Raw genomic sequence first — 17515 nt, forward strand, 5'->3', positions numbered from 1 at the left:
TTGCAGCCTGTTGATTTTGTTAGTTGAAATATTCTAGCGGTGAAAGCCGTCGGTAACTAGGGGTTTTATTTATGGTTAAGTCGTTGTTTTCCTTGCTCTCTTTGGCGGCATTGTCATCAGCTTTTGCTACACCGTCAAATGCTGCCGATGATGATACGTACCGGCATTTATTGTTGGCTGGTGGTGGCCTGACGGCCTGTTCCAGTTTCGCGTCGGATAACTGTGATGACGTTGACTGGATAGATAAGGAAACGATGCGTACCGACAGATATTTAAACCTGTCGAAAAAGTTTCGTTCGAAGGCAACGGCGGAATCGGTTTGGCCTACTTACCGTGAAGAGACTCGTAAAAAAGTCGCTGACGCGCTGGAGTTAATTCACGACCGTTTAAAAGAGGACATTGTTCCTGAGAGGGTTTTTCTGCGTGAGTTTACCCGGCGGGCGACACAGCAGCTTTATAACTCGTTGTCAGATGCAGAGTGGAATCGGATTATTGATTTAATTGAGCTACCGGTTCCGGATTCTGCACGAGAAGTGGTTAATTTGGATGAAAACCTCAAAGGTGAGTCAAAAGCGATTTTTCAGCGCTTTGTTGAAATGGCTCAATCGGTTGCCGGAGAGGATCAGAAGCCGAAAGTGTACTTCCTGACGTCGGCATCACGTAACCCGTACGATGAGATAGATTTTTACAATAGTGTATTTGAACAGCTGGGAGCAGAGGTACATTGGTTGCCGCTGGATTCAGCCTTAGCCAAAGCTCAGCGTGAAGGTCGTTGCGATGAATTGGCAAAAATTCAGCAAAAGCAATTAGGTGCTTATGAACGTGACCGGGTGCATAAAGACCGGTATCAGGAGCAAGTCGCATTTTGTAAAGATTCTGATGCGGCCGCAGAGATGCTAGCCGACGCCGACGGACTGTTTTTTAATGATGGCGATCAGAACCTTAGTCGCTCAACCTTTATTAAGGCGAATAATGAACCCGGCGACGTGCTGAAGACAATTATTGCAGCCGTGCAACAAAAGGAAGTGGTTATTGGTGGAATGGGTGCCGGCACAGCGGTTATGACGTCCAAGCCTATGATTTCTAATGGCTCAACGGCTCAGGCTATAAAAGAGGGGGCTATTGCTTCTGATCCACCTCCTTTTGGATGTGATTTAGACACCACTTGTCCGCCGAATGTTGGGCCGGATAGTCTGACTTACCATCCGCTGGGTGGGTTAAGTTTGTTTCACTATGCCACATTGGATACTGGGTTTTCTGAGCGTGGACGTCAGGGACGCTTAATGCGTTTGGCGGCTTCGAGCTCAACGCCGTTGTCTATTGGTATTGACGAAAATACCGCAATGGAAGTGAATTTAGAGAGCGGTGCTTTCAACATTATTGGCGAGCGTGGCGCATTTATGGTGGAAGATGCACAAGGAACCGATAATGCCGTAGCTGCTACGTTTCATTATCTGGTCGCCGGAGCATCGGGGGTTATCTCTCCGTATGGATTACAAACCGCCGAATTTGCGGAAGGTGATGATGTGGTTCAGGAAGAGCCGACAACCAACTTTCTCAGCGACCGTGGGTTAATCGATTCCATGCGTATTTTGTGTGGTGAGCGTAAGCAGGTTAGCTTGTTGAATAAAGACTTTCGCTTAATTGCGCAGCGCGGGGAATCCAGTCGCGTACAGTCTTCAGGTGGCGAATGCCAGATTGTAAACGGCAGCATTGGTATTGCCTGGCAGCCACAGGAGCAGCTGTAACGGCTGGGAAACCGGGGAAACGAGTGCTGAGGTTACAAGGGGTCTTTTGGAGGACGCCCGTGAATACATCCTTGTAGGGCTTGAGCAGCGCCATCCATGGCGCTGCACACCTCCATAAGGCCCCTCGCAACCGTAGGCGCACTCTTATTTCCCCGATATCCCAACTGGCGCGAATGAAAACGGTTGGCGATTGTCCCCTCACCTGAAAGACGCCGTGAACCCATCCCTGGCGCCACACACTTTGAGGAGAGGGAATAATCACTTATTGCCGTTTTCCTGATAGCCTGACGTTTACGTCCGGTCCGATATTCCACCTGACATGAATGTCAGGCAACGGAATACGTATCAGGCGACGCCGAACTCGGCGCGATAAGCTTCAACCTTGGGAAGATATTCTTTAAAGGTGTCGTCATCTTTCAAGAAGTTGATGACATCATTTAAGCTTACAATGCTGACCACCTGAGCGCCAAAATCACGCTCAACTTCCTGAATAGCCGATAGCTCACCTTTGCCTTTTTCCTGACGGTCCAGAGCAATGAGCACACCGGACAGTTCCGCGCCGTTTGCTTCGACAATCTCCATAGCTTCGCGAATAGCTGTGCCTGCGGTGATCACGTCATCCACGAGCATCACTTTGCCTTCCAGCGCTGAGCCAACCAGGTTACCGCCTTCGCCGTGATCTTTCTTTTCTTTGCGGTTAAAGCAATATGGGGTGTCTTTCTGATGGTGGTCGTATAAGGCAACCGCTGTGGCAGTGGCAATAGGAATGCCTTTGTAAGCCGGGCCAAAAAGCACATCAAAATCAATACCGGAGTCGACCAGCGCGGCGGCATAAAAGCGGCCTAAGCGGGCGAGGTCAGAACCTTTATTAAAAAGCCCCGCGTTAAAAAAGTACGGGCTGGTGCGCCCGGACTTTAAGGTAAACTCGCCAAACTTTAATACGCCACGCTCTATGGCAAACTCAATAAACTCTTTTTGATACGCTTTCATTGCCTGCTTATTCCTCGCTTACTTTTATACTGAAGCTTACGCTAAAGCTTGTTTCTGAATATCAATTAACTCGCGAATACTGTGACGCGCCATTTCAACCAGGCTGTTCATTTCGTCAAAACTGAAGGCTTCGCCCTCGGCTGTGCCTTGAATTTCGATAAACTTGCCGGCTTCTGTCATGACAATGTTCATGTCGGTATCGGCTTTTGAGTCTTCGATGTATTCCAGATCGCTGACCGGTTCTCCGTCTAAAATCCCGACTGAAATTGCTGCGACCATTTCTTTTAGTGGGTTTACTTTGACCATGCCCTGGCCGCGCATCCAGTTCAGCGCGTCAACTAACGCCACACAAGCGCCAGTGATAGACGCGGTACGTGTGCCGCCGTCGGCCTGAATCACGTCACAGTCGATAGTAATGGTGTGTTCGCCTAATGCGCTCATGTCGATGCAGGTACGCAGTGAACGGCCAATTAAGCGCTGAATTTCTAAGGTACGACCGCCTTGCTTACCGCGTGATGCTTCGCGGGCAGAACGGGTATGCGTTGCGCGTGGTAACATGCTGTATTCAGCGGTAACCCAGCCCTGGCCTTTACCTTTTAAAAAGCGCGGAACGCCGCGCTCTACCGATGCATTACAAAGCACCTTGGTTTCGCCAAACTCAATTAAAACCGAGCCTTCTGCGTGTTTGGTAAAGTTACGGGTAATGGTTACCGGTCGAATTTGTTGTGCCGTACGGCCACTTGGACGCATGTCATCTCCTTACTGAGTGAATGTCGCGATGTATAAATTGAGCGCAATTGTAGCAGAATTGCACGATTAATGGATCGCGATTCGCGCAGCAACGTATTACACTAGACCGAGTAAAAGAATATGAGCGGGAGGCAGTATGTCGCGTTCAGATGATGAAGAATTTGAGCTGTTTCGTCAGGAAATGACTGACGTAACGCCCTTGGCGGGTGAAGAAGTTGCGGATATTAAGCAGGCTTTTGAACCCACGCTGGCGCAAAAAGAGCGTCGCCGCGCTGCTGAGGCAGAAGAAGCTGAAAACGAAAACTTTTTATCGACCGAATATGTGGACTTAGTTGAGCCGGACGATGTTATTGAGTTTCATCGCGATGGTGTTCAGGCTGGAGTTTATAAACGCCTTAAACAGGGGCGTTACAGCATGGAAGCCAGTTTGAACTTGCACCACCATACGTTGGCAGAGGCGCGCACGGCACTGTTTAACTTTGTGAAAGATTGTCACGGCGCGGGTGTACGTACGGCTTTAATCATCCACGGCATGGGCAAGCACACAAAGCCGCATCCGGCACTGATAAAAAGTTACGTGAATAAGTGGTTGCGCGAGCTGGAGCCGGTACTGGCGTTTCATAGCGCACAGCGACCCCATGGAGGCCGCGGCGCAGCCTACATAATGATGAAAAAGAACGCCGAACAGAAACAAAAGAACCGTGAAAAGCACGCTAAGCGGTAACAGAAACGATTCGTTTTAAAGGAACCGACATGATTCAAAGTATGACTGGCTATGCTCGTTACGAGCAAAAAGCCGACTGGGGCACCGCAGTTTGGGAAATTCGTTCCGTTAACCAACGGTATCTGGAAACTTACTTTCGTTTACCGGAAACCTTCCGTTCACTGGAAAATTCATTACGCGAACAGTTTCGTAAAAAGCTGCAGCGCGGCAAAGTTGAGTGCAAGCTGAGCCTGCAGGTAGATGAAGCCCAGCAAAGCGCTTTGTCGATTAACGAAGACCTGGCAAAAAGCGTCATTGCCAGCGCCAAGTGGGTGAGCCAGCATTCTGCCGCAGGCCAGTTAAACCCTATTGATGTTCTAAAATGGCCCGGCGTAGTCGCCGCTCAGGACCAGGACATGGACGAGCTGCAAAAAGACGTTCTGGCTGCTCTGGAAAAGACCACCAACGACTTTATCGAGAACCGCAAAAGTGAAGGCGCAGCCATTGATAAAATGCTGCAGGAACGCTTAGACGGTGTGACCACGCAGGTAGCTTTTGTGCGTGAACGCATGCCGGAAGTTATGGCCTGGCAACGTGAGCGCTTACTAACCCGTTTTGAAGAAGCCAAAGTAGAGCTCGACCAGCAACGCGTTGAACAGGAAATGGTCATGCTGGCGCAGAAAACCGACGTAGCCGAAGAGCTCGATCGCTTAGACGCGCATGTGGAAGAAGCCCGCAAAATACTGAAAAAAGGCGGCCCTTGCGGACGCCGTCTTGATTTTATGATGCAAGAGTTCAACCGCGAAGCAAACACCCTCGCCTCTAAGTCTATCAACTCTGATATTACCGCTGCTGCGGTAGAATTGAAGGTTTTGATTGAGCAGATGAGGGAGCAGATCCAGAATATAGAGTAACCTACTTACCTCTCCATCACTTCACGTTCTACAAGCATAGCTTGACCAATGTTTGGAAAGTGAGCCGAATATATCTACTATTCGGCTCACGACGAGAGTAAAATAAAGTAATTAGCAAGTATAAGCGGATAGCTCTGGTAGCCTAAATGCTAGCTGAACACAGGGTGGCAGCAAAAGTCATACCCACACTCCATCACTTAGTCCGTCTTAAACTTCCTAACCAGTGTTGATAATGCGCTTGATTGCTGCTCCAACGACTGACTGCTATCACTGGCACGCTGCGCAACGTCAGCTATGGTATCGGCGGAACCTTTAATCTCACTGACATTTCGACTAATTTCTTCCGCTACCGATTGTTGTTCCTCGGCTGCGGTCGCTATTTGTGCGTTTTGATCGCTGATGTGGGCGATAGATTGCACAATTCCCGAAAACTCACTTTGTGCCTGATCGGCTTTATCCGCGGCTTGCTGAGAACGCCCAATATTGGCTTTCATGACGTCAACAATAGACTGAGATGTACTCTTGAAGTTTTCGAGCTGATCCGATATTTGAGTGGTTGAATCTGCGGTTCGCCGCGATAATTCCCGCACTTCGTCTGCAACGACCGCAAAGCCGCGTCCCTGTTCACCGGCGCGAGCGGCTTCAATGGCAGCGTTAAGTGCCAGTAAATTGGTCTGCTCTGAAATATCTCTAATCGTTCTAATGATAGAGACCATCGACTCACTGCCTTCCTGCAATGCCTGAAGGTTGGTTTCGGCTTGTTCAAGTGAGTTGCGCAGCTCGGCAACACTGTCATTGTTTTCCTTGATAATACGAACGCCGTTGTTCGCAGAATCCTGTGTTTCCCGGGCCAAGTCTGCCGCCCGTGAACAACTGGCGGCGACTTCGTCTGCTGCAGAAGCCATTTCATCCACGGCACTCGATGCCATTTCCAGTGACTGTTGTTGCTTACCTGCTGAGTCGGTGATTTCTTCCGACAATTGCTTATTAATTTCTGCGTTATCGCTGACCTGAAGAGATGCATTATTAATGTCTTTGACCAGTCGGTTAATGGACAAAAGGAATTGATTAAAGTTGTCTGCAAGATCGCGTGTTTCGTCGTTGGTTGAAACTTCAATCCGTTGCGTCAGGTCCCCGCCGCCCTCGGCTATCTCTGACAGCTTATTGGATACGTTTACAATAGGAGTGGATATGACTTTAGATAAGTACCAGCCCAGTAAGGTAAATAGAAGAATCAGAATGATTCCGACGGCGACAATAACCCAGGTTAACTGGTTGGCGCTATTCATCACCTCACTTTCTTTCACTAAGCCAATAAACTGCCAACCGAGTTTGTCGGAAATGTAGGTGTTAACTAAGTAATTGTCGTTGTCTATAACAACCTGACCGACTTGGTTTTGGTCAGACTGTTTGCTTATTTGGGCAAAGTTTCCGTTATAGACATCGTCAATATTACTGAAGTTATTGTCAGAATATTTAGGATCAACTAAAACGGTTCCTGTGTCCTCAACAAGCATCAAATAGCCTGACTCTCCAATCTTGACGTCGGCGATGAGATCCGTCAGTTGAGCTAAAGACACGTCCATGCCTTGTACTCCGACCAGCTTGCCATTTTGTTTCAAAGCTTTGACGGTTGAGACGATAACGGCGTCGTCCGCAGCCCAGTAATAGGCATCGGTTCGCACTATTTCGCCTTCTCCCTGTATGGCGGCCTCATACCATGGGCGAGTTCTTGGGTCGTAGTTTTTGCTGAGCGGGCCCTGTGGCCACTGAATGTAGCCGCCGTTGGCTGTACCTAAGTAAAGATAGGCCAATCTCGGATGTGTTTTAGCGAAGCGGGTATAGAAATTAAATACGGCAGCTTCTTCTTTAGACTCATTTAATGAGTCCATTTGCGTTCCTTCAGGGTTCGACAAATAGGCACGTGCATTAGGGACAGCCTGATTAATCAGTGGCTCCTGGGCGATGAAATTCAGGTTTTGCTCTATTTCTCTGAATAGAATTTGAATGGCGTTATCAACTTGCTTAACTTCGCGAGATGTCGTGGTTTCAAAGTCTTCTACTGCTTGATCCCGAATTTGAAGTATCAGAATGGTCGATATAATGATGATGGGCAGAAACACTGTACTGAAGAATGACAGAGTAAGTTTTTTTGAGATATTCATAGCCACCCTGAACCTTGTTAATATTATGTTAAGATTGATTATAGGTTAGATTTAAGTCAATCAAAATTTGCGTTGGCACCCTATAGAACTGTTTATCGGTCACTTTAAAGAAAAGCTGAAATAAATTAGGTGCTTTATCGTAGAAATAGGCAAGCCGCCGACTAAATTTGACCTAGCAACAGCCACGCCCCGCCAAGGTAAAGCATAGTGATAAGTACGCTTTCCAGGCCAATACGACCGGGACCTTCGCGTTCACGTCGAATGAGGCCCATGATTAAAATAGCGGACATCAACACCGTCAGACACACCCAGAACAAGGTACCGTCGGTCATGGTGTGATAAATCGACCCGCCGCGGTAGGCAATATCTGATGCGGCGGTAAATAGGGTGTCAAACGCGTTGCCACCAATAATACCGCCTACCGCCAGGGTTAAGGCGCCGCGCCGGACGGCAGCGATGGAAGTAACCAGTTCAGGAATTGAGGTGCTAATGGCTGTTAGCATAACGCCCACCACTGTTTGAGTCAGTCCAGTCTCTGCTGCAATAATGGTTGCTGAAGGTTCGAGCATATAACCTGCGAATCCGAGCACGACAAACAGGACAAAGAACTCGCTGGTCAGTCTCACCATTGATGGTATTTGGCTTGTATCATCCGGCTTGTCTTCACGCGTTTCGCGGGTTTTGGTCGGTGCCCACATTGGCGCACTGTGTGCCCGGTGCACTAGGTGAATACCGTAGATATAAACAAGAAAAAGTATGGGCGTGACCGGGTGAAGACCCCAGACGGTAACATTAGGCAGCAGCGGGGCCATAAGAATGAGCGAGAGCAGGACTATAAGGAGTGCGTTTTGCATCATGTTTGGAACCGATGCTGCGGCATGCTCAAGATTCGCGCGGCGGTAGACCATATCGGCTACCGCCAGGAATAAGGTTTGTACCGCAATACCGCCCAGGGCATTGCTCATGGCCAACTCGGCATTACCGTTCCAGGCTGCGGTAACGGACAGCACGGAGCCACCAATGGATGTTGTCGCACCCAGTAACACCGCGCCTGCTGCGGCTTCACCAATACCGGTGCGGTCAGCAAGCTGGTCAACAATACGTGTAATACGGGTTCCGGTAATAGCGATAACCAGAGCGCAAACCCCAAATACCGCTAGTCCTTGAAATAACGTCCAGTTATCAGGGTTTAACAAATACCAAGCCCCTTATGACGACTGATAAAATGAGTATAGCTAGCTGAGTAGGCGGGTCAAACGCGGTGGTGTTCTGTCTTAACTAGGTTGTTATAGGTTATCCTGCGCCTACAAAGCTATGAAGGGGATTTCTATGCGAAAAACGGACAAAAAACTTGAGCGCGAGATAATCCGCGAATTGACTCAAATGTGCGAAGCCGCAAAGTTTGATCATGAGGGCTTTATCTGGCTGACTCATGAAGTGAACTACCAGCGCTTTCCGCAAAGCTTAAAGGTGACACTTGTGTTTAATGAAAGCGTAAGCGAAGAAGTTTTGCTGACGGAGTTTCGGGCGCTGATCCCAAAAGTGCAATTAGCACTTGAACCGGTAATAGGTGAGCCCTTGCCCGCAGCGCAAATTGAAGCCTGCCGGGAACATAGACTGCAATAAGTCACTGCCTGCCTTAACAATTTACCCTGCGGTCGTGTCTGCGTTGACATACTGTGCTACAACAGATATGTAAGTTTATAAACCTAAAGGAGAGAACACATGTTTGAATATAAAAAGATAGCGCTGGCGGTCTCGCTAGTGTTAATGACAACAGCCTGCTCTGACGCTTCCAAAGAAGAAGCGACGACGGGAACTGCGGAGTCGAAAACAGCGACGACTGAAAATGCTACCCAGAATGCGGAGCAAACCGAATCGGAAAAGGCTAATAAGCTGTTTGAAGATATTTTCATGATAACGGTCATGCGCAGCCCAATGTATCAGTCTTACCTTGGCATTAAAGATGATCAGGATAAATGGGACGATATTTCTGAAGAGCGCGCAAAAGAAGATCTAGAGTTTCAGAAAGCACAGCTGGAACGGGTAATGGCTATTGATGAGTCTAAACTGAATGAGCAGACTAAAATTAGCTGGACTCTAATGAAGCAGAAGCTGGAAAACGACATTGCTGACTTTAAATGGCGTCATTATAACTACCCAGTTAATCAAATGTTTGGTATGCACTCCAGCGTTGCCTCGTTGCTAATTAATCAGCACGGTATTAGCGAAGTAGATGACGCAGAAGACTATATTGCGCGTCTTAATGGTCTGCCGGAATTATTTGAGCAGTTGGCAGAGAACCTGGAATTGCGGGCTGAGAAAGGTATTATCGCACCTAAGTTCGTTTATCCTTATGTCATTAGCGACAGCGAAAATATCATTACCGGTGCGCCGTTTGATGATGGTGAGCCCAGCGCGTTATGGGCAGATTTTTCTAAGAAAATAGACAGCTTAGATATTGATGACAGCCAGCGCGATGAGCTTTTAGATTCAGCGAAAAAAGCGATGCTGGAATCGGTAAAACCGGCTTATGAAAGCTTGATCACCTCTGTGGAAGGTATTGCTGAGCAAGCCGATACCAAAGACGGTGCCTGGAAATTTCCTGATGGCGAAGCTTTTTATAATAACGCGCTGAAGCGTACCACCACGACTGACCTCACTTCAGATGAAATTCATCAAATTGGTCTGGACGAAGTAGAGCGTATTCATGAAGAAATGCGCGGCATTATGAAGGAAGTTGGCTTTGACGGCACGCTCCAGGAATTCTTTGTGCATATGCGCAACAGTGACGACTTTACTTACCCTAGTACTGAAGAAGGTCGTCAGCGCTACTTAGATGAAGCGACCGCCTACATTGACAATATGCGTGGGCGTCTTGACGAACTGTTTCTTAATAAGCCAAAAGCTGAGTTAACGGTAAAAGCGGTAGAGCCTTTCCGCGAGAAATCTGCGGGTAAAGCTTTCTATCAGCAGCCGTCAATGGATGGTTCACGTCCGGGAATTTATTACGCTAACCTGTACGATATGTCATCTATGCCGACGTATCAGATGGAAGCCTTGGCCTATCATGAGGGCATTCCTGGCCACCATATGCAAATTGCAATGGCGCAGGAGCTGGAAGGTATTCCGAGCTTCAGAAAGTATGGTCGTTATACCGCGTATACCGAAGGTTGGGGGCTTTATACCGAAAAACTTCCAAAAGAGATTGGCCTTTATGAAGACCCTTACTCCGACTTTGGTCGTTTAGCGATGGAACTGTGGCGTGCGGTTCGTTTGGTAGTGGATACTGGTATCCATGACAAAAAATGGACTCGTGAAGAGGGGATCGATTTCTACGTGAACAATACGCCGAACGCGAAAGCCGATGCCGTAAAAATGGTTGAGCGTCATATTGTCATGCCAAGTCAGGCAACTGCGTACAAAATTGGTATGATCAAGATTCTGGAATTGCGTGAAAAAGCCAAATCAGAGCTTGGCGATGCCTTTGATATTCGTGAGTTCCATGACGTTGTGCTGGGTAGTGGTCCGGTACCACTTAATGTACTTGAGCAATTCGTTAACGACTATATTAGCGAAACGAAAAGTTCTTAGACCTTTTCTCTAAATACAGCGCATCATCGCACTAACTCTGTGATGATGCGCTGCTTTCATTGGTTATTCACTCAGTCGATTCCCACCGTCGCGCTTGGCCTGATACATAGCCTGATCTGCCCGGTTTATTAAAGTGTCTACGGTGTCGCCGTGTTTAGGCCACAGAGCCATTCCCATACTGGCGGTAACAACCTCTTCTCCATGCGGCAGTATTAATGGTGCCTGCATTGCCTGATGAATTTTGTCAGCAACGGTTCGCACTATATCGACTCCTTCATCTGTTGTCGGAACCGCATCAATAAGTACTACAAACTCATCGCCACCTAAGCGCGCTACTGTGTCGGTTGCACGAACTGAAGCTGCAATCCGTTCAGCAACTCCCTTCAGTAACTGGTCTCCGGTTGAGTGCCCATAGGCATCATTAATAACTTTGAATTTATCGAGATCTAAATACAACAGACCCAGGCCGCCGCCATCCCGTTCTGCTCGTGTTTGCGATGTACGAACCCGGTCATAAAATAGTGCGCGGTTGGGGAGCTGGGTTAATGGATCGGTCAGTGCCATATGTTCTAAGCGCGCTATTAAAGCTTCACGTTCTGCTTCAAGTTGTTTGTGTTCGGATATATCCCGAGCAACGCCAACTCGCATCTGGTCTCGTTCAGACCAGCGCGCCGACCACAGCAGATGCACTATAGAGCCGTCTTTACGTATGTATCGGTTTTCGAACTGAACAACCTCGTTACCTGAGTTGACTTGTTGAGCGACAGCCATGGTTGCCTGATGGTCATCGGGGTGCATAAAGTCAAACATTGAATGACCAATCATTTCTTCAGGGGCATAACCAAAAACACGGGCCGCTCCTGGGCTCAAATAACTGAATTGATGCTGCTTATTAACGACGCAAATCGCATCTAATAGCAAATCCATGTATTCGGCAAGATCGGCGAACGCGGTTTTATTCATTGAAAATATAGGACCCGACTGGTGTAAATAGGAATATGGACATGGTTGCGCATAAGTAAAACCATTGTCTACTGTTTTAAGCAGGTTTTCCCTGTGCGACTAATACGCAATTTTGTGTTCGTAGGTTCAGTATACACATTCCAATCTTTACAAAACCGCGCTAGCATAGAAAAAAAGCGGCTAAAAACCTTTATCAAGCCAAAGCTGACGGAAGAAATACGGTTGTCGCTAGTTTTGACGACGTTGCCTTCGACAGCGTTCAGAACAGTATTTAACTTCGCCCCAGCAGTCCTTCCATTTTTTACGCCAGACAAACGGACGTTGGCAAACCGGACATAGCTTACTGGGTAGGTGCGGCTTTTGGTGCGCCAATTGAAAGCTCCTTTTTTAATAACGCATGAACAGCGTTTATTCCAACTGCATTCTACGATTCCTTAAAGATATTGAAAGAGTTGAGTGAAACCTTCACTTCTGTGCTATTGATTAAGGATGGAATTGAGAACGAGAGCGGTATTATGCAACACAAAATTTTCTATGGTTTAATCTTTGTTTTGGCGGTGTTAATGGCGGGCTGTGCATCACCATCTTCTTCCGTGCTTATTGGGGATGCTCGTCTGGAAATTCCGGCTGAACAGGTAAAAGTCTATTTAGAGAAACCAGAGAACTATGAGGAAATCGCCTTAATTGAAGCAACCAGCGACTCCTCATGGAGCTTTGGTGAGCAGGCGAAAATGGATGCTGTATTAAAGCGCTTGAAACAGGAAGCGGCAAAAGTTGGTGCGAATGGAATTTTGCTTCAAAAAACGGGTGAAAAAGAAGGTAACTCTGTTTATGTCGGCACCGGTGCCGGGAAATACTCTGGTAACTTGGGCTTAGGAGTGAGTGTGGGTAAGGCTTTTGGTTTGACTGATAAAACCGGAGAAGGCATTGCTATTTACGTAAAACCTGAAAATGAGAAAGACGTTGAGCCAGCAGGAAATGAGTAAATCCAGTCCGCTAAAATTAGTGGTATAAAGATCTAAGTCAATTTATAGTGATGACTAAATAATAATCACTATAAATGAACCATGCTAACCAAAAGGGTTGCCCCCGGCCGAGTCTCACTGCTATTTGTTATCGCTTTATTGCTGCTTGTCATCATAAGTAAAGCGGCGCGAGGCGCTGAGCAGGAGACAATCCGTTATTGCGTCGACCCGGACTGGCTTCCTTACGAAGCGATTCGTGACGGAAAACACGTTGGCATTTCATCTGATTATCTGGCTATTCTGGCAAACAAACTCAATGTGGACTTTCGCTTAATTCCGACTGATACCTGGCTGGAAACGCTCGAGTTTCTGCAACAGGGTAAATGCCACTTAGTACCTATACTAAACGAATCAGAAAGTCGTTCCCAGTACCTTAAATTCAGTGAGGTATACTTTTCTGCGCCGAATGTTCTGGTATCAACCGACAATCAACCTTTTTTACAAGACGTCGACAACATTGGCGAACGTAAATTAGGTATGCCCCGGGGGTACCGCATGGTGGAATTTCTGGAGCGTTATTATCCCGCCATAGAATTCCGTCTTATGGAGAATGAAAAAGAGGCTTTAATAGCGGTATCAAAAGGAGATATCGACCTCACCATCACTTCCATTCTATCTGCTAATAGTTACATTCAGTCGGCCGAGCTTAATAATTTGAAAATAGCGGGCTGGACTCTGTTAGAAGACCGTTTAAGAGTTGGTGTTACTGAACAATATGAATATTTGCTGCCAGCAATAAATACCGTATTAGGCGAAATTAATGATGGCCAACGTATGGATATTTACCAGCGCTGGAGCAATGTAAAAATAGTGAACGAGCCAGATTATCGCTTGATTTGGAAAGCCGCGTCAGTAACCGGAGTCGTATTTGTTTTAGCCTTGGTTTACTTTTTAATGCTGTGGCGGATGAACCGTAAATTACAGCGACAGAATAACGAGCTGGAAATGTTGCGCCGACAATTAGAAGCGTCCAATAAAGAGCTGTCCTATTCTTCTAGCCATGACCCCCTGACTCAGCTTTATAATCGGCATCATTTTAATCAGCAGCTGCAAAGACGGGTGGAAGACCTGGGGGACACCTGCGTGTTGATTGTCGACGTTGACCACTTTAAACAAGTAAATGATAAGTTTGGCCACAGTGTAGGAGATAACATTCTGCGGCAATTCGCCGATGTTCTGCGACAGGAAGTGAGAGCAACCGATGTTGTTGCCCGCTGGGGCGGAGAAGAGTTTGTTATTTTTTGCCCACAAACCAATGTGAAAGATGCTCAATTACTTTGTGAGCGTTTACTAATCTCGGTTAGGCAAAAAAGTTTTGAACCTGTGTCTCAGTTAACTTGCAGCATAGGTGGCGCGCGTCTGGTAGAAAATGAAACTGTTAATGAATGTCTTGAACGAGCAGATAAGGCGTTGTATCGGGCAAAGAATAAAGGTCGTGATACTTGGTCGTGGGGCGGCGAGCCAGGCACCGCCCCGGCTAGCTAGCTGCGAGACAACGTCTTAATTAAGTGCCAGCCAAATTGGGTTTTGACCGGGCCATGCACTTCGAGAGTGGGCTTGCCGAACACCACTTTGTCAAAAGCAGGAACCATTTGTCCGCGGTTAAACTCACCTAAGTCACCACCTTTTTTACCCGATGGGCAAAGTGAATGCTTACGTGCAAGCTCAGAAAATTTTGCACCCTTGGTAAGTTGCTCTTTTAGTTTTTCGGCTTCATCTTTAGTTTCAACTAAAATATGTAATGCGTGTGCTCTTGCCATTTTTACCCCCGGCGTTTATATCGGTTTTATTCAGGGACTTCAGTCGCGTTCCAGTTAACAGCCTGCCAGCGACCGTCCCGTTCAATAAGAACGCCGGTATTGTAATAGTATTTTGTCACTTTTCCTTCTTCTTCGGCGGTTAGTGTGAAATTAAAAACCACAGTGTCACCAAATTGCTTTACTTCGATATCTTCGGCCTCGTACCACACTTCAACTTCTTCCGGAACTTTGGTCTTTGAGCTTTTCACGCCGGACATGAGATGTTCTTTTCCAAAGCGGTTTCCAGTCGAGCTAGTGTAAGTTAGCTCTTCTGCCCAGAAGTTATCGTGAACCTTGTGGTCATTGATGCTGGCGCCATAAAGAAAGCCCTCAACAGCTTTCGTTGTCGCTTCCTCTACACTTTCTTGAGCTAAAACTATACTGCTGAATAGCAGGCTGAAAACTATAATTAAGTATCGCATCGTCAGTGTTCCTTTAAGTTTCACTTTAATTTTCTGTATGCTGTCAGCATATGGCAAGCTCTGATATACGGCAAACAGGTTTACAAATGCTTATCAAACAAACGGAACTTCGGTTAGCGGCTAAGCCGCGTGGTTTTCATCTTATTAGTCATGAAGTAGAACAAGCTTTATCGCAACTCGGCTCGGTTAAAGCTGGGTTATTAAACGTATTTATAAAACACACATCGGCATCGCTGACCATCAACGAAAACGCCGATCCAACAGTCCGTCAGGATTTCGAAAGCCACTTTAATGAGATGGTGCCAGAGAATGCGCCTTATTATCGGCATACATTTGAAGGTCCTGATGACATGCCTGCGCATTTAAAGTCCAGTATTCTGGGAAGTAGCGTGACGATTCCGGTTACCGACGGTGGTTTGAATATGGGAACATGGCAAGGTATATACCTATGTGAACATAGAGATCATGGTGGCGGCCGTACTTTAGTTTTGACATTGCAGGGTGAGTGAGAGGGAGCTAGTACTCACTTAGCCAAACCTGGCAATAAGAAAAATAAGGGCTAAAGCAGCAATCACCCCGACAATGGTGAAAATGCCGTGTTTGTAGATACGCTGGTCTTTCTGTTCTGTCGTCATGTCTTTTCTCTATGCTGATAATTTACGCATTGCCCATAAACCAATAACTGGGCCGGGCAGTAAAAGCCAAGTGACCCATTCATTATGTATAGACCACAGATTGCTGGTTAGCCATATTGCCGGTAGTGTTAAAGAAAAGCCAATAGCATTCATTATAGCTAGTGCCGAGCCAATATTCTCCTTTGGCGCAAACTGGGCGGCTAGTGCCGAAAATTGTGGGGAGTCGGCGATAACAGTTAGGCCCCACAATAGTAACAAACCGAAAGTTAACCCTGCTGAAAGCCCTGTCATTAAAGGGTATAGTAAGCAAATGGCACCGGAACTGAATAAAGCCAGTCGGGCAACGCGTAAACCGCCTATTTTTTTACTCATGATACCGCCGCCAATACAGCCCAGACTGCCAATAGCAATAATACTGAATGCCAGCCAGGGCGCTGCACTTAATGGCAAGTTTAGGGTCGCTAGTGGGTGCAATACCAATAAAGGTGTCAGCATCCAAAAAGCATAGAGTTCCCAGGCATGACCAAAGTAACCTATGGCTATAGCACGAAATTTAGGTTGGATTAGTGCGCGTAATCCGGAACGAAAAGTGTGGGGTGTCGTTACGCTAGGTAAATGAGGCCCACTACCAAGCCAACCCACTAATAAACCACCAAGCAATGCCAATAGCGAAGATGCCAGTAACGGGATCTGCCATGTAAAGTCCAGAGTTATGCCGCGCATGAGGTGAGGCAAGGCCGTGCCCAGAGTCAGCATTGCCAACAGCCAGGCAAGTGCACTGCCGGCGTAACGAGGCACCCAGGATATCACCAGTTTCATTCCCATTGGGTAAATTCCGGCTAAGCACAGCCCGGTTAAAAAGCGCAGCAACCAGGCTATGCTGGCGATATCAACGGTAAGGATAAAGAGTGCATTAACGACTGCACCAAGCATGCTTGAGAACAGGAAGATCTGACTTGCCCGATAACGGTCAGCCAACCCGGTTAATGCCAGCGTCAGAGTGCCGATAATAAAGCCTAGCTGCACGGCCAGTGTTAGAGCGCCTAAGTCTGACTCAGTAAGTTGCTGTTCTGCCGATAAAGGATGCCAGACTCCGTTAATGCTGAACCACAAGGAAGTACCGAGTAATTGAGAGAGAATAATTAAGGGTAAAGCGAGTTTCTGGTGCAGTTTGGTATTGCTTAGCATGGCGCTGTTAATTACATCTTATAGGAGGTTATTTTTATCGGCTTTACATTACCTTAGTTAACGAACTAATGCGACGTTGGGTTTTTTTCTGTGATAATTTACGTTGAAAACCCATTGTTAAGATAAAGAGCGATGTTAAAGAAAGCTGAAATCAACGAGTTAAAAATGGCGCTGACCTGGCCTGAAAATGCCGCAGAGTTCCGGTTGTGGTTTGGCGATAAAGTTCGGTATGGCAGCCCGGCGGATGCTATCTGGCAACAAATTAAAGGCAACGAACGCGGGACTTTTACGTTTTATCAGAATGAAGAGCTGGTTGGTTTTGCTCAGGCCTATGAAAAAGTAGAGAACGGTATTCACATAGCCTGCCTTATTGTTAACCCGAAAGTTAGAGGCCAAGGCGTTGGTCGGTTGTTTGTAAAAGCATTACTGGAAAATGCCTGGGCGCAGCAGCAAACCCGGTTTATTACGTTGAATGTATATCCTGAAAATATCCCGGCCCGGTCACTTTATAAAGATTTGGGATTTCAAGAGGTGGGCGAGAATAATGACATGGTCTCTATGCGGCTGGAGAGAGAATAATTCAAAAGGCTTTGCTCTGTATTTAAGATAAACTGGCCGT

The 17515-nt window shown here is 47.0% G+C and carries 18 protein-coding genes; 9 read left to right on the forward strand and 9 right to left on the reverse strand.

Annotation, left to right across the window (positions count from 1 at the left end; translation table 11 throughout):
- Positions 1-71 precede the first annotated feature (71 nt).
- Entirely contained in the window at positions 72-1748 is a 1677-nt protein-coding gene (locus tag ACN0TF_RS08380) for a cyanophycinase (protein ID WP_417441558.1), read from the forward strand.
- A 345-nt stretch (positions 1749-2093) separates the two neighbouring features.
- On the opposite strand, the gene pyrE is transcribed toward ACN0TF_RS08380, so the two are convergent.
- Both pyrE and rph read right to left on the reverse strand, forming a co-directional pair.
- A complete protein-coding gene (pyrE, locus tag ACN0TF_RS08385; protein ID WP_417441559.1) occupies positions 2094-2738 on the reverse strand; it encodes an orotate phosphoribosyltransferase in 645 nt (214 codons plus the stop codon).
- A gap of 36 nt (positions 2739-2774) precedes the next feature.
- Positions 2775-3488 (reverse strand): ribonuclease PH, encoded by a 714-nt coding sequence (gene rph, locus ACN0TF_RS08390; RefSeq protein WP_126782790.1) that lies wholly within the window; start codon positions 3486-3488, stop codon positions 2775-2777.
- Between the two features lie 136 nt (positions 3489-3624).
- On the opposite strand from rph, the gene smrA reads away from it, so the two are divergent.
- On the forward strand, positions 3625-4212 hold the full coding sequence (gene smrA, locus ACN0TF_RS08395; protein WP_417441560.1) for a DNA endonuclease SmrA: 588 nt from the start codon (positions 3625-3627) through the stop codon (positions 4210-4212).
- Between the two features lie 29 nt (positions 4213-4241).
- Positions 4242-5105, forward strand: a complete 864-nt coding sequence (locus ACN0TF_RS08400; protein WP_417441561.1) for a YicC/YloC family endoribonuclease — start codon at positions 4242-4244, stop codon at positions 5103-5105.
- Positions 5106-5302: 197 nt separating this feature from the next.
- Here the strand turns inward: ACN0TF_RS08400 and ACN0TF_RS08405 are convergent, their stop codons facing one another.
- Together ACN0TF_RS08405 and ACN0TF_RS08410 are read right to left on the reverse strand one after the other, a co-directional pair.
- Positions 5303-7270, reverse strand: a complete 1968-nt coding sequence (locus ACN0TF_RS08405; RefSeq protein WP_417441562.1) for a methyl-accepting chemotaxis protein — start codon at positions 7268-7270, stop codon at positions 5303-5305.
- Positions 7271-7431: 161 nt separating this feature from the next.
- A complete protein-coding gene (locus tag ACN0TF_RS08410; protein WP_417441563.1) occupies positions 7432-8466 on the reverse strand; it encodes a sodium:calcium antiporter in 1035 nt (344 codons plus the stop codon).
- A 133-nt stretch (positions 8467-8599) separates the two neighbouring features.
- Here ACN0TF_RS08410 and ACN0TF_RS08415 point away from each other — a divergent pair, with 133 nt between their 5' ends.
- On the forward strand, positions 8600-8896 hold the full coding sequence (locus tag ACN0TF_RS08415) for a hypothetical protein (RefSeq protein ID WP_417441564.1): 297 nt from the start codon (positions 8600-8602) through the stop codon (positions 8894-8896).
- A 99-nt stretch (positions 8897-8995) separates the two neighbouring features.
- Entirely contained in the window at positions 8996-10864 is a 1869-nt protein-coding gene (locus ACN0TF_RS08420; protein ID WP_417441565.1) for a DUF885 domain-containing protein, read from the forward strand.
- Between the two features lie 63 nt (positions 10865-10927).
- On the opposite strand, the gene ACN0TF_RS08425 is transcribed toward ACN0TF_RS08420, so the two are convergent.
- Entirely contained in the window at positions 10928-11827 is a 900-nt protein-coding gene (locus ACN0TF_RS08425; RefSeq protein ID WP_417441566.1) for a diguanylate cyclase domain-containing protein, read from the reverse strand.
- A 228-nt stretch (positions 11828-12055) separates the two neighbouring features.
- Positions 12056-12199, reverse strand: coding sequence for a DUF2256 domain-containing protein (locus ACN0TF_RS08430; RefSeq protein ID WP_417441567.1), 144 nt, complete (start codon positions 12197-12199; stop codon positions 12056-12058).
- A gap of 143 nt (positions 12200-12342) precedes the next feature.
- Here ACN0TF_RS08430 and ACN0TF_RS08435 point away from each other — a divergent pair, with 143 nt between their 5' ends.
- Positions 12343-12813: a hypothetical protein gene (locus tag ACN0TF_RS08435; RefSeq protein WP_417441568.1), complete on the forward strand. Its 471-nt coding sequence runs from the start codon at positions 12343-12345 to the stop codon at positions 12811-12813.
- A gap of 81 nt (positions 12814-12894) precedes the next feature.
- Complete coding sequence (locus ACN0TF_RS08440) at positions 12895-14337, forward strand: diguanylate cyclase (protein ID WP_417441569.1); 1443 nt, start codon at positions 12895-12897, stop codon at positions 14335-14337.
- Here the strand turns inward: ACN0TF_RS08440 and ACN0TF_RS08445 are convergent.
- Both ACN0TF_RS08445 and ACN0TF_RS08450 read right to left on the reverse strand, forming a co-directional pair.
- Positions 14334-14612 (reverse strand): peptidylprolyl isomerase, encoded by a 279-nt coding sequence (locus ACN0TF_RS08445; protein WP_417441570.1) that lies wholly within the window; start codon positions 14610-14612, stop codon positions 14334-14336. The two genes, ACN0TF_RS08440 and ACN0TF_RS08445, sit on opposite strands and share 4 nt — an antisense overlap.
- 26 nt (positions 14613-14638) lie before the next feature.
- Complete coding sequence (locus ACN0TF_RS08450) at positions 14639-15073, reverse strand: nuclear transport factor 2 family protein (RefSeq protein ID WP_417441571.1); 435 nt, start codon at positions 15071-15073, stop codon at positions 14639-14641.
- A gap of 86 nt (positions 15074-15159) precedes the next feature.
- Between ACN0TF_RS08450 and ACN0TF_RS08455 the strand changes: the two genes are divergently transcribed.
- A complete protein-coding gene (locus ACN0TF_RS08455; protein ID WP_417441572.1) occupies positions 15160-15582 on the forward strand; it encodes a secondary thiamine-phosphate synthase enzyme YjbQ in 423 nt (140 codons plus the stop codon).
- A gap of 135 nt (positions 15583-15717) precedes the next feature.
- Here ACN0TF_RS08455 and ACN0TF_RS08460 read toward each other — a convergent pair whose 3' ends face one another.
- Positions 15718-16896 carry an MFS transporter gene (locus ACN0TF_RS08460; RefSeq protein WP_417441573.1) on the reverse strand — a complete coding sequence of 393 codons (1179 nt, stop codon included), beginning with the start codon at positions 16894-16896 and terminating at the stop codon, positions 15718-15720.
- A 132-nt stretch (positions 16897-17028) separates the two neighbouring features.
- Between ACN0TF_RS08460 and ACN0TF_RS08465 the strand changes: the two genes are divergently transcribed.
- Complete coding sequence (locus ACN0TF_RS08465) at positions 17029-17475, forward strand: GNAT family N-acetyltransferase (RefSeq protein WP_417441574.1); 447 nt, start codon at positions 17029-17031, stop codon at positions 17473-17475.
- Positions 17476-17515 lie beyond the last annotated feature (40 nt).

It is taken from the genome of Idiomarina sp. (assembly GCF_048265525.1).
GTDB lineage: Bacteria > Pseudomonadota > Gammaproteobacteria > Enterobacterales > Alteromonadaceae > Idiomarina.